The organism is Halegenticoccus tardaugens (assembly GCF_004116405.1).
Lineage (GTDB): Archaea > Halobacteriota > Halobacteria > Halobacteriales > Haloferacaceae > Halegenticoccus > Halegenticoccus tardaugens.
Genome location: NZ_SDIC01000005.1, coordinates 85470 through 101256 on the forward strand (window position 1 = coordinate 85470; position 15787 = coordinate 101256).

The 15787-nt window shown below is 57.3% G+C and carries 12 protein-coding genes; 5 read left to right on the forward strand and 7 right to left on the reverse strand.

Features of this window, described 5'->3' with window-relative positions; translation table 11 throughout:
- Positions 1–261: 261 nt before the first annotated feature.
- Both C3L37_RS14525 and C3L37_RS14530 read right to left on the reverse strand, forming a co-directional pair.
- Positions 262–1002, reverse strand: a complete 741-nt coding sequence (locus tag C3L37_RS14525; protein ID WP_129115344.1) for an MBL fold metallo-hydrolase — start codon at positions 1000–1002, stop codon at positions 262–264.
- A gap of 18 nt (positions 1003–1020) precedes the next feature.
- The gene (locus C3L37_RS14530; protein ID WP_129115345.1) at positions 1021–1827 is read right to left on the reverse strand and encodes an MBL fold metallo-hydrolase; all 807 of its coding nucleotides are present in this window, start codon (positions 1825–1827) and stop codon (positions 1021–1023) included.
- Between the two features lie 178 nt (positions 1828–2005).
- Between C3L37_RS14530 and C3L37_RS14535 the strand changes: the two genes are divergently transcribed.
- A complete protein-coding gene (locus C3L37_RS14535; protein ID WP_228546247.1) occupies positions 2006–2806 on the forward strand; it encodes an IclR family transcriptional regulator in 801 nt (266 codons plus the stop codon).
- Positions 2807–2945: 139 nt separating this feature from the next.
- Positions 2946–4031 carry an ADP-ribosylglycohydrolase family protein gene (locus C3L37_RS14540; RefSeq protein WP_228546248.1) on the forward strand — a complete coding sequence of 362 codons (1086 nt, stop codon included), beginning with the start codon at positions 2946–2948 and terminating at the stop codon, positions 4029–4031.
- Positions 4032–4474: 443 nt separating this feature from the next.
- On the opposite strand, the gene C3L37_RS25795 is transcribed toward C3L37_RS14540, so the two are convergent.
- Both C3L37_RS25795 and C3L37_RS14550 read right to left on the reverse strand, forming a co-directional pair.
- Positions 4475–4669, reverse strand: a complete 195-nt coding sequence (locus tag C3L37_RS25795; RefSeq protein WP_394345796.1) for a Gfo/Idh/MocA family protein — start codon at positions 4667–4669, stop codon at positions 4475–4477.
- 229 nt (positions 4670–4898) lie between these two features.
- A complete protein-coding gene (locus tag C3L37_RS14550) occupies positions 4899–5117 on the reverse strand; it encodes a hypothetical protein (RefSeq protein ID WP_129115348.1) in 219 nt (72 codons plus the stop codon).
- Between the two features lie 550 nt (positions 5118–5667).
- On the opposite strand from C3L37_RS14550, the gene C3L37_RS14555 reads away from it, so the two are divergent.
- Positions 5668–6900 (forward strand): RNA-guided endonuclease InsQ/TnpB family protein, encoded by a 1233-nt coding sequence (locus C3L37_RS14555; RefSeq protein ID WP_129115349.1) that lies wholly within the window; start codon positions 5668–5670, stop codon positions 6898–6900.
- Between the two features lie 305 nt (positions 6901–7205).
- Here the strand turns inward: C3L37_RS14555 and C3L37_RS14560 are convergent, their stop codons facing one another.
- From C3L37_RS14560 to C3L37_RS14570, 3 genes are all read right to left on the reverse strand, one after another.
- The gene (locus C3L37_RS14560) at positions 7206–10472 is read right to left on the reverse strand and encodes a family 78 glycoside hydrolase catalytic domain (protein ID WP_129115350.1); all 3267 of its coding nucleotides are present in this window, start codon (positions 10470–10472) and stop codon (positions 7206–7208) included.
- A gap of 268 nt (positions 10473–10740) precedes the next feature.
- Positions 10741–11001, reverse strand: a complete 261-nt coding sequence (locus C3L37_RS14565; protein ID WP_129115351.1) for a hypothetical protein — start codon at positions 10999–11001, stop codon at positions 10741–10743.
- A gap of 3 nt (positions 11002–11004) precedes the next feature.
- Complete coding sequence (locus C3L37_RS14570; protein WP_129115352.1) at positions 11005–12639, reverse strand: sodium:solute symporter family transporter; 1635 nt, start codon at positions 12637–12639, stop codon at positions 11005–11007.
- Positions 12640–13362: 723 nt separating this feature from the next.
- Between C3L37_RS14570 and C3L37_RS14575 the strand changes: the two genes are divergently transcribed.
- Together C3L37_RS14575 and C3L37_RS14580 are read left to right on the forward strand one after the other, a co-directional pair.
- Positions 13363–14397 (forward strand): zinc-dependent alcohol dehydrogenase, encoded by a 1035-nt coding sequence (locus tag C3L37_RS14575; RefSeq protein ID WP_129115353.1) that lies wholly within the window; start codon positions 13363–13365, stop codon positions 14395–14397.
- Between the two features lie 178 nt (positions 14398–14575).
- Complete coding sequence (locus C3L37_RS14580) at positions 14576–15781, forward strand: enolase C-terminal domain-like protein (RefSeq protein ID WP_129115354.1); 1206 nt, start codon at positions 14576–14578, stop codon at positions 15779–15781.
- The last annotated feature ends 6 nt before the right edge of the window (positions 15782–15787 follow it).

Sequence of the window (15787 nt, forward strand, 5' to 3'; positions counted from 1 at the left end):
TTTAATACTGAACGTCTAGTGCTCTCTATTGTCATACTCCGTCTGCCCAAATCGACGTGGTCATATTTATAATTTATGTATGATCTCGATAAATGAAAAAAGGCTACCCTCGTCCGAATTCGGGTTTAACCGAAGGAGAGAATGACCGCCCCTCACACAGATATGTCGTCGGCGTACCGCGAGGGACGGTCTAATCCCCTCAGTGTGTCATGGTGGATGGTAGACGTGTGCCTAACGACGGGGGCACACTTCGTTGACGAATCAGGCGACGACGTATTCGCTCGCAATCCGATCCGACGCTCTGATTAACCGATCGAGGTACGTGTCTCGATCGGAGCCGACGATCGGGTTTCCGTGGATCGGTGCGATGTACGATATCTCGAACTGATCGAACGCAGCGTCTAATGCTTCATGGAGTTTCTCTGGGTCGACATACCGAAGCCAGACTAGGTTGTCTCGGTGATACCGATAGATCTGCTCGAAGGGTGTGACGTCGTCGAAGTCGGCCGACGTGTAGTCTTCTTCCTTCGGTCGGTGGTAGTTCCCGAATCCGTCAGCGGTAAAGAGTACCCCGGAGACGTGGTCATAAATCCACGTGGTGTGCGATCTGTCTGCGAGCGGCGGATCGATGAACGAGAACGTTCGACCAAGCACGTCCATACTCTCTCCGATCGTGCACTTCGTCGCGTCCTGAAGGCCCTGAATTTCGGGCGACCCGGACGACGCGATGAGTTCTACTCCACCCCACCGCTCGCGGAATTCGCCGATGTTTCCTGAGTGCGGGTAGTCAGAATGTGAGAGTATAATCGCATCGAGGCCCTCGTCGTCAGTCGCATCCTGAAGCTGTTCGGAGATCGATTCGCGGTGGTGCACCGATCCCGAGTCGACGACGATATTCCCGCTTTCAGTTTCGATAAGATACACTGAGACGTGTTCATTGAGATCGCCATGGGCGATCGATTCATTGAGCCACGTAATGGAGTCGGTAAGGCTAACAGTCATTATAGTCTCCTTCGCGGTTCATCCGATAATTCCTAACCGTCCGGTTTGCTGTATTCGAGCGACGACATCCTTCATTTCCTCCATGTACTCAACCGCGTCCTTGCGGATCACTAGCCCGTGAGCCGGCGCGATCATTGAGGGATCGTACTTCTCGATGAGGTTGTCTATCTCACGCTGAACCTTCTCAACGTCGACGTACTTATGCCAAAATAACACGCGAGCGTGGAACTCGAGTAGCTGATCGGCCTCAACGTCGTGGTGAACTTCGTCGACGAAGTTCAGTTCGTCCTCAGAGAGATGCGGGAACCCCATCCAGTCGACCGTAAACAATGTACCGGTCGTCCGCTCTGTCATCCACACGAACACTGGCGCGTCGAGAAACGTCGCTTCGTGGAATTCTACGACGAGATCGCCCAGATCGATTGCGTCGCCTTCGGTGACTTGCAACGCGTCGTCGAGATGATACAGTTCGTGGTCGTTACCGTAGCCCGGGCCGACGAGCTCCGCCCTCGGATATTCCCGGAGGATCTCGACCGCATTGCCTGCGTGCGGGATGTCCGGGTGCGAGACGACTACGTAGTCAAGTGATCGGTCATTGAGAATATCCGATACTTCGTCTTTGAGCTTCTCAGTACTGGCGGGAGATAGCGTGTCGAAGAGCAGCGTTTCGTCGCTTCCGACAAGCAGATAAGCACACTGCGGGATATGTACGGTGTTGCCGCGCCTGTACCACGATGGCGGATCGTCACGCATTTCGAAATGATCTCGTCGGTCCGGGCCGAGCTCTTGAATCCAGTGGATTCCAGGGCTGATTTCTCTGGCCATACAGAGACGAGGATACTCTCGACGTTCTTAATTGTTTGGGGCGTTCTATCTTGCCTCAGTCGAATGAATCCGTACTGATTCTCATCGATTTCATAACGCCTAATCCACTCGTGTTCCCATTTTGTTCTATATAATCGAACACGGAACGTTAATGTCGGTCGATATCCCGTTGAAAAGCATGACATCTCGTGACGGTGGCCCAAAAACGATTCAGTCCGTTCAGACAGCATTCGATATTATCGAAATTATCGCCACACAAAGTCGCCCGACCGCCTCGGAGATCGCTGCGGAGATCGGGTACTCTCGCAGCACGACGCACTATCATCTACAGACCCTTCAGAAGAACAGGTACGTGGCTCGCGACGACGACGGCTTCCGCCTTGGCCTGCGACTCGCACTATTTGGTCAGCGTGCGGTCGACCAGCACGAACTTATCGGCGTCGCCGAAAGAACGGCTGACGGGTTGGCGGCCGAGACGGATCTGACCGCGCTGGTGGCTGTCCCAGAAGAGGGAATGACGGTCTGTCTGTATCGCACGGGAAGGGATGACTTCGATCGCGGGATGCACGTTGGTGAGGAGTCTGATCTCCACTGTACTGCGTTCGGACAGGCGATCCTCTCGTGGAGTTCGGACGTAACTGTGGATAACCTGATAAATCAGCATGGGCTGTCGCGCCACACGAATCAAACGCTAACAGATAGAGAAATCCTCCACGACCGATTAGAGACGGTCCGCAACCTCGGGTTCGCATATAGTGCCGAGGAGTATGTCGACGGAACGAGCAGCGTCGCTGCGCCGATCCTGGACCGACTAACTGACCGCGTCGTCGGTGCTATCGGCGTCATGGCATCGACCGACAAGATCGAAAATCCGTACAAACACACCAAGGCAAGGCGCTTCTCGGATGAACTCCCTGAACAGGTTCAGCGGGCAGCTCGGATTGTCAGCGACAAATTGAGCGAACAGCGTCGATCTTGACATCCTTCCCGCCCTGAAGGGTGTGAGGTTTTGCATCTGGTTCAACGTAACTAGCTGTTCTATAATACCGAATTATATCTCTCATATGATTTTTACCCTAGCAACATATGTCGACCCGTCTCGATCATTGCACGTAACTATGGACATCACGGACAAAGCGTATGGTTGTCTCATCGGTGGTGCGATCGGGGACGCGCTCGGGGCCCCCGTCGAAGGTTGGACCCGCGAGCGGATTGAGGACGAGTACGGGACCGTTGAAGATTTCAAACAGTACTACATGCCGTATTCGAATACGGAACCCGGGGCGGTTACGAGCGACACAACGTTGCGGCAACTCGTCGGATTGGCTATCGTCAAAAAGGGTAGACGGATTTCACCGGCGGACTTCGGAGACATCCTCTGTGATCGTCTCAATCCCGACCGCGTGTGGATCAGCGAAGAAATTGCGCTTCAAAAGCTGAGTGCCGGAATGAACCCGTGGGAAACTGGAGCCGGGGCTGTCCCGGACAACAAAATTACGTCCGCCATCACTCCCGTTGGAATTGTCAACGTCGGAAATCCGGCTCAGGCCTATCAAGACGGGTATGTTATTGCTTCCACCGTACAGGACGGGCACTATCGACACGCGACGGCGACTGTGGCGGCAGGCATTGCAGAGGCCGCCTCTCCAAGCGCGACAGTCGAGTCCGTCTTGGAGACGATGGTCGAGCACTCTAGCGGAGTGGTCGCACGGGCGATCGATCTCGCGATAGGATTTGCGGAGGAGAGCGGTTCGGTCGACGAACTTTTCGATTCACTGTACGATGACTTCTTGGACTGGCGGTGGCCACCCGTTAACTGGAACCGAGAAAAATACCACTCCGGGAAGGTATTCAGCGCGAGCGCGCTGGAAGTCCTTCCAGTTGCCATGGCCATCGTGCAGGTTTGCGAAGGTGACGTGAATCAATCCATCGTCAACGGCGTTACCTATGGACGCGATAGCGATGCTGTCGCGAGTCTCACTGGTAGCATCACTGGGGCACTCTGCGGCGCGAATTCCATCCGAGATGATTGGAAGATGAAGTGCGAACACGCGAATCGAGAGTTTTTTCAGGAACTCGAAGGCAACTCGGACGCGGACTTTAGATCGATGGCCCGAAGACTGGTTAACGTCCTTGAAGACGAATGGCACCGGACCCAAGAACGCGCTGACCTACTAAACGAAGTGTTAGACGGTCGGAAATAGTGAATCACCGTGCGTCAAACAACGGCGTGCTAGACGTTCTATGGCTGTGCGCGATGATCCAATATCTTCGCACGACCTTCTTGCGACGTGGAATAAAGAGTAGTTCGTCTGTCCTACCCTCTGTGACAAATCTATTCTTGTAATCAGGCAGTAAGTGATACGGCCGATGGTCGCGCTGCAATCGCTGTTTCGATACGATCCTGCGTCGATATTCTGGAACGGAAGATCCGGATAAAGATCGGAGATAGTGGTTGACTGTCATCGAGATTCGAAGACAGAATACGGAAGTAATTGTACGAAACGAAGTGCGGTACTTGGTGAAATTTCTGATGAATATTTCGGGAAATGGAAAATGGAGATGTTCGAACCGAGTACGAAACCACACCTTAACGCACGAGAGGGAACGCCGTTTTTTACTGGATGAGACGCCGTATCTGGAGGCCCTATTGTACACCAGAGGAGCGCATCGACGTGTATACCGTGATCGGATCCGAGTCGAACAGAAATCGGACCGTGTTTATCGAGTAGATGCCGAGGTTCAACAATGGCGTTCCGTAGCCGGTCAGGTCAGGGACCAGTCGCCACTGAGATAGACCAGTGATGCAATAGGGGAGGGGAAACGAGCGGCATGCAGTCATGTCAGTAGAATTCTAGTACAAATATTAATTATAGATCTGGGGGACTGTCTACAATAAGTCACGTTCGGGTGGCGAAGATGGTGTACTTCGTGAGTCCCGTTTTGATGGGAATGTTTGTGACTACTGTCGCGATCGGTCTCTCATGAGGTGCGAACTGGGCGTCGCGACCGAAGCGCCGGTGCCTTGGTTCCGTTCGGCGTCAGTGAATAAACATCCGCTATGACTAAGTTCACACCGTAATACACTCAATTCCGGCGTAGATGAAAACAAGTATTTTCGACGATCCATCGCTGTGTGAGGCGGTCAGATTCAACATCAGTGCGCGATCGAGGAGTTCGACGAATATGTCGAAGCCTTTCTCGTCGACAGTCTCGTGAACTCGTTGATCAGTGTGCTGAAGCAAGGCCTCGCGGCCTTCTGCCAGCCAGAATGGTTGGTTACCGATCATTTTCTTCGGTCGCGACGGCAGCTCATCAAGTGTACTTCTTCTCCGCGCTGGATTCTCCGTGAGGTTCTTACTGTGGACACTGCAGGAGAAAACGCAGAGATGTAGTTGTAGTACGTCCACGTCGCCGCAGTCGTGATCCTTTTGTCACCATCTCGGTTTGCCCTCGCGTCGACGCGACGGGAGATAGGTACCACCGTAGCCTGTAACAAGCCGAACTGCGTGATTTCCGCGCGACACATGGCCGGCCGTCGAACGCTCCGGCCGGCGTTAGCTGAATTGAGGCGCTAAGCCCCCTTCCTCACCGAGCGGCGAAGCGAGGTCGTAGGGAGGGGATACAGCGCCGCACGGCTCTCAAACACTGTTCGTCACTCGGCCCACAGGCCCACGTTTCCGATAGATATATTACCAGTCGTATGCACTGTATATACGGTGAAACGGACTACGATCACACTCCGCGAAGATCAACACGAATGGGTTCAGAACAACCACCTGAACCTCTCGTCTTTCCTTCGCGACAAACTCGACGAACTCATCGAGGAGCGCGAATAGTATGTACTACGCCTATAAGTATCGCCTTGAGCCGTCTGACACCCACCGCGAGGAGTTGGACCGCCACCGCGATATTTGTAGGCAACTGTACAACCACGCGCTTTACCGATTCAACCAGATCCCCGACGACGTGGGCACCGTTAAACAGCGCGTCCGATCAATCCGCGACGAACTTCCCAGCCTCAAACAGTGGTGGGACGGACTCACGGGCGTCTACTCGACGGTGCTTCAGACAGCCGTCATGCGGATCGCTGATAACATCAAACGACTCGGTATCCTCAAACGGAACGGGAAACGAGTCGGCCAACTCAAGTGGAAGCCACCACGGGAGTTCCGCAGTTTCACCTACAGTCAATCCGGCTTCGAACTCAAGAATACGAGTGGCCGGACGCTACTGTCACTCTCGAAACTCGGAGATATCCCGATTCGACTCCACCGAGCGATTCCCGACGACGCGAAACTCAAGCAGGTTACGCTCAAGAAAGAGCCGACCGGCGAGTGGTTCGCTTCGTTTGGCGTCGAGACACCAGACGACCCACCAGAGAAGCCAGAGAACCCGACGAGGTGCGTCGGCATCGACGTGGGGATTCTCTCGTACACGCACGATACAAGCGGAACCTCGGTTGGGTCACTCGACTTGGCCGACGAACGCGACCGCTTGGAACGTGAACAACGGAAGCTCTCACGGAAAGAGCACGGTTCCAAGAACTACGAGACACAACGGCGTCGGGTGGCAGAGTGTCACGCTGATCGCAAGAACAAGCGTCGTGACTTCTTGCACAAGCTCTCGAACTACTACGCCAAAGAGTTCGACCTTGTGGCAGTCGAGGATTTGAACGTTGCCGGGATGATGCAGTTCAACTCGAATTCACGCAACCGAGCATCTGCCGCGTGGAGCACTTTTCTGCGGATGCTCGAATACAAGTGTAAGCGAGAAGGAACGCATTTCGTCCGGGTCGATCCACGGAACACCACGAAAGAGTGCGCCGCGTGCGGCGTGAAAACGGACAAGCCGTTGTGGGTCCGCGAACACTCCTGTCCGGCGTGCGGGTTCACCGCTAACCGAGATTGGAACGCGGCATGGAACATTCTTCGGCGTGGTATCAAGCTGTTAGGAGCGGGACGCTCCGAATCAACGCCTGTGGAGACTGCGCTCCCTACGGGAACCGTTGCGGTTCCTGCAAAGCGCGTCTTGGAAGCAGGAAGCCCCGTCCTCAACGCGCGAAGCGCGTAGGGCGGGGTAGTTCACTGGACGTGTCGGTTGGACGTACTCAACGAGGATGGGGTCGCCTCGTTTTTCGATTCAACGAGCACTGCGACCGCCGCGTATGCGAAGCGTTCCATTCTCACGCTCTGTGTGAAATTTCAAGAAGATATGATCACCCTCCACGGTGACACGCCGCACCTCCGCGTATTGTCCGTCACGACCTGCCAGCCAGTGATAGACGCTTGATCAAGTAACTACCTCTGACGAGTTCTATTCTCTGGGTATGGGAGACTCTGGGCCGACGACCCGAAGACGAAAGTGGCAATCTCAGGTCATTCAACCGAGAATTCGTAGGTGCCGGACTTCACGTCGACTACGAGTTCTTCGCCGTTGCGTTCAACCGACGAGATGCCATCGGGCGTGCTATCGGCCAGTCGGACGTGTGACTCGGCCACCGTGGCATCAGCCGCATGCGGTAACCGAACCGTTGCCCGGCCATTCCACGGAATCGTAACCGCGAGAACGTACGAATCGCCATTGCGCTCCCAGTCGACCGACAGGGTGCCGGCTTGTGTCTCGAGGCTAGCTGACACCCAATCGAGACCATCGACAAACGACGGTGCGACGGTCACATGATCGGTAACCGGTCGATCGCCGAGTTTGATCCCTGCGAGTACTTCGTAGAAAAACTCGGAGACGTGCGTGAACGGCGAATGATTCAACGAGTTCATGCCGGAGCCGACGCTCTCGTCGGAGTTCCAGCGTTCCCACATCGTCGTCGCACCGTTCCGAACCATGTACACCCAGCCGGGCCGTTCGGGTTGGCTGACAACTTGGTACGCCAAGTCGGCGTACCCGTGATCGGCGAGCGTGTGGATGAGGGGTCGTGTCCCGAGGAAGCCAGTCGTGAGCTTTCCGCCGTCAGACCGAACCTTCGCTGCAAGCTTCTCGGCGACGCGGTCGACGTGTTCTTCGGGTACTAGTCCGAGAAATAGCGGGACAGCATACGACGATTGCGTTCGTGGGTCGTACGTCCCCTCCTCCGGATTGAAGTAGCACTCGTTGAACGCCTCGAACAACTGTTCAGCGCGGTTGCGGTACCTCTCGGCGTCGGCGTTATTGTCGAGGACGTCGGCAATCTTTGCGAAGATGTCCACAACCTGGTAAAGAAACGCGGTGTTGAAGAAGTGGTGCGGCAGACCCCGCCGTCCGTCGGCGTTTTCGAACGCCAGCCAATCACCGAACTTCCCGTAGTCATCGACGAGTATGCCGTCTTCCGTGTTCTCGTACCAATAGTCGACGTACTCGCGCATGCCCTCGTACTGCTCGCGGAGAATCCTCTCGTCGCCGTCGTGACGGTAAAGGTACCACGGCACGACGACTCGCGTAATGGACCACGTGGGGTCGGCAGGGTCTTCGGCAGCCTTGTTCGGGATGACGTCGGGGACGTAGCCCATCTCCGAGGCGACGTCGTCGTGGTCGCGGGCCCACTTCTCGTCGAACCTGACGGCGTCGTAATTGAACAGGAGGGCCCGAGTCGAAATGTGCGCATCGCCGGTCCACCCGAATCGTTCGTCGCGTTGGGGGCAGTCCTCGGGGATCGAGTGGGTGTTGTTCCGGAGCCCCCAGACGGCGTTGTGCTGTAGCTGGTTGAGCTCCTCGTTTGAACACGCGAAGGTGCCCCGGCGGTCCATCGCGGTGTGGACGGCCTTCGCCGTCGCCTTGGCCGGGTCAAAGTCACCGGGATACCCCGAAACTTGCGCGTAGCGGAAGCCGTGATAGGTAAACCGGGGTTCGTAGATCTCCGTTCCCTCGCCACGGGCGACGTACGTATCCGTCGCGGCTGCGGTCCGAAGGTCGGTGGTCGAGAGGGCACCGTCCCCGGTGAGCGTCTCTGCGTGGCGCACGGTGATCTCGTCACCCGATTCGGGGTCGTCTATCTCGATCCGCACCCAGCCGGTGAGGTTCTGACCGAAGTCGAGGATCTTACCGTCCGGGTGGTCGTGAACTCCCTCCACGTCGAAGGTTTCGACGACGCGCATCGGCTGGATGCGCTCGGGACGGAGCGTCCCGCCGGGCGCGTCGACGACGGTCGCGGAATCCCAGTGCGACGCATCGAAATTCGAAGAGCACCAGCCGTCCTCGTCCGTCCGGGAGTCGTAGGTTTCACCGTCGTAGATGTCGTTCTCGAGTATCGGGCTGTCGGTGGCCTCCCAGTCGGCGTTAGTCGTCACCCGCCTCGTCGTTCCGTCCTCGAATTCCACGGTGAGCATCGCACGCGCTCGCGGTGAGCCGTCGCCGATCCAGTAGGAACTACTCTTTGCGAACCAGCCGCGCCCGAGCCAGAGACCCACGGTGTTGCTACCGTCGTTGAGGGTGTCCGTCAGGTCGTGGCTCGTGTAGAGGATGCGCCGTTCGTAGTCCGTCCAAGCTGGGTCAAGCCGTTGGTCCCCGATTCGGTCACCGTTGACGTACAGCTCGCCGTACCCCACAGCGGCGACGTGCATTCGCGCCGACCGCACCGGCGCGTCGAGATCGAACTCGGTCCGCAGGAGGGGCGACGTCGATCCGAGTTGCGACTCCGTGCATCCGTTTACTAACTGATCGCGACCCCACGTATCGGTCTCGACCGACGACGAGGCGTCGACGGACGCGCCGAACGCGCGCTCGGTGCCGTCCGCACTTTCAACGGAGAGGGCAGCGAGCGCAAAACACTGCCACGCGCTGGTCCGTTCGACGCGGCGATCCTCGCTTCGGATGTGCGAGACGTCCGCCGTCGAGGGGGATACTTCGAAGAGGTCCGTTGCAGTGATCCGTACGTAACGGCCGCTCGTCTCGAGGTCGTCGTGCGTCTGGACGGGAATGTCATCGTCGGTCGGAACTCCTTCAGGTTCCTCTCCATCCCCGCCATCGAATGTTACATCAGTAACGATCGTCGTGTCGCCGAAGTCCGGGTCGTCCGTAACGTCGATACGGTAGGCGGTGGGGAAACCAAATCCAGCGATAGGATTGTCCATCCAAGAGATCGTGACGGCGGTGTCGTCCGGCGTTCTAATGACGTCGACGGGTTCCGCACCGTAGAGAGTGATCTCGGAGATCTCGTAGGAGTCCCCCAGGTCGACCTGTACCCATTCCTCACCGTTTTCATCGGGATCGCGCCATCGACTCCGCCAGCCGTTCGTGTCACCATCGCCGGGCTGGTGGGTGATCCAGTCGCCTCGCCAGCTCTCCGGAGGGAGCGCCGTGGCGAAACGTGCCGGCTCGGCCCACTTCGTCTCGCCGCCGCCGATCCAAACCTTCACCGACCAGTAATAGGTCTCGTCTGCGCCCAGATCCGGCCCGTCGTAGTCGACGTTATCTGCCCGGTCGGACTCGACGCGACCCGAATCCCAGAGGGTCCCGTGGCCCTCGGCAACGGTATCGCGATCGCGCCCGACGACGAGCCGGTAGGCCGTCTGGGTGACGCCCCGTTCGTCCGTTTCCATCCGCCACGAGAATCGAAGGGATTTCGTGGGGTCGACGTTCTCGGGAGTCTCTTCGTACTCGACGCGGAGGTCTGTCGGTCGGCGGAGCCGCTCCTCTTCGAAGGCTGCACACATGAATGGACGTCCGAAGGAGACGATGTAAATCTTTGGTCTCCGGACTCGTATTCCGTTTGTTCTCGGGGTGGTGGCCGTCGGGTCGACCATCTCGGCATACGAGTGGTGATTCCCGCGTCTTCAGGCGCGGGAGGAGGTCAAGTTGCTGGAAGGCTATGTCGACCAGTACGGCTCATAGTCGAGAAGAAACGCTGGTTGTGAACCGCGAGTCACGACCTCACGGAACGGTCACATCGAATGCCAGCCACCGGGGCGTCCGTTACGATGGCTATCTCGCGCGATAGAGAAAGCCCATCCCGATAAGCAAGTAGATGCTACCACTGATGATATTCATCGCGGTTGGATTCCACGGTGCATCTGCCGGCATGGCTGTGATCAACGGGGTCACCAGGACGAGAATCCCCATAGCGACGATGACTACGCCGGCGAAGAGGTCAATCGGAAGGTCGTACCCCTCGTCTGGTCGTTCCGTCGTCACTCGATCTTCGGTCGATACATCTTTTTTCAGTGTTTTACGTTGGTCTTGCATAGTTCACACCTGGAAGATGGCTATAGCCGCCACGAATATCGCTGCTCCAAAACCCAAGGCGATGAGGGCGATCCGCTTGACCCGAGCGGACACTGTCGTCGTCGCCTGGTCGAACGCTGAATCTACGAAGTTCGTCGGCTGTTCTCCATCTCGTGGGGAGGTAATCACGCTCACAATGCCCACAAGCAACGTGACTAATATGAGCGAGTAGAGCGACCGGGAATACACCGCTTCGTGGCCGAGTTCGAAGCCCATGTATACGCTCACGACGAGGCCCACGACGATGCCAGTGAGTGCGCCCGTCGTCGTCGCCCTGTCCCACAATCCGCCGACGATTGCGATAGCTGCAAACGTCGGCATGATCGTCGCGAGGATCGACTGCGCGACGAGGAACATAGAGTCTTGCTGGGAGAATACGTACGCCATCGTGATCGAAGCGACGATAAACACGATTCCCGCGAGACGGCCGACTTTCACGTAGTGTTGGGACGACTGACCGGGTGCGACGTATCGCCGATAAATACGCTCGGTGAACAGCGTTTGGAAATTGTTGAGTTGCGAATCGACGCTCGAAAGGACGCCGGCGAACAGCCCAACGATCACGACGCCGTAGAGACCGGGGGGCATAACGTCCTGAATGAGCATCGGCATCGCGTGATCTGCCACCTCGAGGTTCGGATACAATACGGCTGCAACCAGACCCGGGAGGAGAATAAACAGGGGCACCAGAATCGCGTACCAGATACTCGTATACAGGTACCCGATCTGTGCGGACTCCTCGCTTTCCGCGGCGAGAGGACGTTGAAGAATCTGAGACTCTGCGCCCCAGTAGGAAATCGCCGACGCGAGGAATCCTAAATACAGGAGGAATACAGCGACCGGCCCGCCGAACGGGAATTCGGCCGCTAACGGATGTTCTGAGGGCGTCATGGACGCTTGGTGCGATTCGAGACCCTGTAGAAGGCCAGAAACCCCGCCGACCATGTCTAGCGATATCGGGAGTAGTAAGACGAGCGGAATGAACATGAGCACGAACTGGATCGCGTCGGATCCGGCAACTGCGCCAAATCCGCCGAGGATGGTGTAGGCGGCCCCAACAACGACCACGACGCCGACCGACAACCAGAGGTCCCACCCGAGTAGCGTGTTCAGAACCAGCGATCCCGCGTAGATATACAGTCCCATGTTGATGAACATCCAAACGAACGTCCAGATGAAGTCGTACGTCTCCCCGACGGGCTTTGCAAAGCGTTCGTTGAGCCATTCTCCTAACGAGAACGCCTGTATTTGCCTGATGAATGGAATGATCGCAAGGGTGGCGAGCACTATTGCGATCGTGTTCGCAATCGGGCTCAACAGGACGATAATCCCGAACGCGTACGCGAAGCCGGCGAGTCCTAAGAAGTCATTCGCGTTAAGGTTCGTTGCCACCGTCGAAAACGCCTGTATCGATGGCGGAAGCGATCGATCGGCGAGAAACGTACTCGCCGAGTCAACCGTGTTTTGTCGCATGTACCCGCCGAAGGCGATCAACCCGAGAACGAACACGCCGATCGAAATCCACTCGGTAACCACCAGCGATCGTGCTCCCAAGCTTTGCAGTAAGCTTGCAGGTAGTATGCCAGGTGCTATCACCATGTTCTGGAAACATTAACTAACGTGTATTATAGTTTGCGGTCCTCTATGTCGCTTCGCACACTCGCCCTCGGAGGATGCGAAGCATTTCCGGGCGTCCCACTACGGCGTGGGATATCGAGAGATGTAGGTAGAACCCTCAAAGATTCCACTAACTCGACTTCACGAACGTCGGCACACCACCTAAGAGCGATATCGGTGCCTGCCGAAAAGACGACGAACCGATCGCGGAAAGATCCCTGACGACTGTCTCGGCGTATTTCATCCGCTTTCCCCCGTTTTCCATACCCCTTCACGGTGATCAGCTGCTACCACGAACACTCAGCGGTAGATGGAGCAGCACTACGCCTTTTCCGAGGCGGTTCCAGTATTACTAAAAAATCGAAAAGATCAGTCCCAGTGTACGTTTGACTCCTGATCTGATGAGGGGACACAGTGAAAGGCCGTCAGAGGACTTCGTGGGATCCGACATTGCCGGATCGTGCCCCTAACAGAGCTACATCTGTCATAGCTGTCGGTGATAAGTACCGAATGTCGGTTTGTACGGAAAGTCATACAAGAATACCCATTAGTATCGATTCAGGGCGGATCCGGTGATACCGGATAAACGGACCCATGAGGAAGACGTGCGTCCTATCTGAGGGCTGTACGCCGGCGACTCGACCGAAGATTTATGTAGATTTGTATTCAACCCCTCACCAGTCAGGTATAGCCTGAGATGTCTATATGAAGGCAATCGTGCAGACAGGACCGGAGGAGGTCGAAGTGCAAGAGCGGAAAAAGCCAAGACCCAAGCCGAACGAGGTGCTTGTCGAGGTTCACTCGGCCGGGCTGTGTGGAAGCGACGCACACGCGTACAAGTACGACGGCGGGTATGAGTGGATCCCGATCCCGCGGATCATGGGTCATGAGTATTCGGGGCGGGTCGTGGGCGTCGGCGCGAACGTCGAGCGGTTCGTTGTCGACCAGAAGGTGATCGAAGAGCCGATCCACGACTGTGGCGAGTGTTTCCAGTGTAAAAACGGCCAAGAAAACGTCTGTCAGAACTTCTCGATCACCGGGATGCACACGGACGGTGCCTACACCGAATACATAGCCGTCGACCAGCGCCACCTCCATGTGGTCCCAAGGGGTGTTTCGTTGCGGGAGGCCGCCATCACCGAGCCTGCTAGCATCGCCGCACGCGCCGTTTTCGACCGGTCGGTGACGACGCCGGGCGACAACGTTCTCGTCGAGGGGCCGGGCCCTATCGGCGTCCTGACGGCCGTGATCGCCGACTCGCTCGGGGCGAACGTCGTCGTCTCCGGTCTGAAGAGAGACGCATCGTACAGGCTGCCGCTCCTCGAGGAACAGGGAATCGACACGGTGAACGTCCAGAAGCGGGACCTGGCTGAGGTCACCGAAAAGCGAACTTCTGATATCGGGTTTGACGTCGTCTTCGACGCGACCGGCCACCGTAGCGGCGTCGAGAAGGGCGTCGAGCATGTCCGGAAGGGCGGACAGGTCGTCATGATTGGCATCCCCAACCAGTCTAGCGACGTGTTCCTCGCTCCGGTCGTCCGGGGCGAGATCGACGTGAACACCTCCTATGGATCGAAGTGGCGCAACTTCGAGCAGGCACTGCGTCTGATGGAAAGCGGCGCCATCGACATCGACGCGATTATCGACACGGCCTACGACATCGAAGACCCCGAGCGCGCCTTCCGAGCGTTTTTCGACTCCGAGACCTGCAAGCCTGTGTTCACCTTCGTAGATGACTGAGTGGGGGTGGCCGGCCCCGTCTCACGGAGGCGCTTCTGCGGTGGCCCCTTTGTCCGGCGCTGGTTCGGCTCCGGTCGGCCACACCCGTGCAATTGCGCGTCCGGTCGGATGACTCACAAAAGCTTAAGTTCCCGTTCGTCTCTGGATAGAGTACACGGGCCTTTGCCCAGAGATTGCCATGGAGATCACCGACATCTCAGCGACGAAAGTTAGCACCGAATCCTGGGGCGAGTTCGTCGAGTTCCCGCTCGTCACCGTCATGAGCAAGTACGACGAGTACACCAACGCCGAGGGCGACAATCCGCAGGCTCGCCGGAAATGGATGGGGCCGGTCGGCGACGTCGTCATCGAAATCGAGACGGACGCCGACATCACCGGCATCGGACACGGCAACTGGGCTACCGGCGCGATTGCTACCATCGTCGACGAGACGCTCTCGAAGCTCATCGTTGGCGAGGATCCCCGCGAGCGCGAGAAGCTCTGGGATATCATGTACAGAGCGACGATCCCGTTCGGGCGCAAAGGTGCTGCGATCGAAGCGATAAGCGCCGTCGACCTCGCCCTGTGGGATATCGCCGGGAAAGAAGCTGACAAACCGGTGTACGAGTTACTCGGCGGTCCCGTAGAGAACGAGATCGATTGCTACGCGAGCAACCTCCACCCTGTCGACTTCGACAAACTTGAGCGGGAAGCTCTCGAGTACGTCAACGAAGGCTTCGACGCCATGAAGCTCCGCTTCCAGTACGGACCCGAAGCGGGTCGGCAGGGGATGAAAGAGAACGAGAAGGTCGTCGAGACCGTCCGCGACGCGGTCGGCGACGACATCAAGATCGCCGGTGACGCGTACATGGGCTGGACGGTGCGGTACGCGAAGAAGATGACCCGACGCCTCGAACGATACGACATGGAGTGGGTTGAGGAGCCAGTCATTCCAGACGACATCGACGGGTACGCGGAGATCAGAGAGGCCGCCCCGATGCCGATCTCCGGCGGCGAGCACGAGTTCACCCGCTGGGGTCACAAAGAACTCCTCGAGCGCGAGGCCGTCGACATCCTCCAGCCCGACGTCCATCGGTGTGGTGGGCTAACCGAACTTCTCCGGATCGACTCGATAGCGAGCTCCCACGGCGTGCCGATAATCCCACATTCGGGGACGAACCCGCACTTGCACTTCATCGCAGCTTCGACCAACTCCCCGATGGCCGAGTATTTCCCCGTCCCGAGATGGTACAAAGAGCAACAAGAAGACAAAGAATCGACGTACTCGGACGCGATTTACGAGCATCCACCCGTCGCCGAGAACGGCGTCATTCAGTTGCCCGAGGGTGTCGGACTGAGTTCGGCTCTCAATCGAAACGCGCTTGATACGTACGCCATCGAGTAACTCACG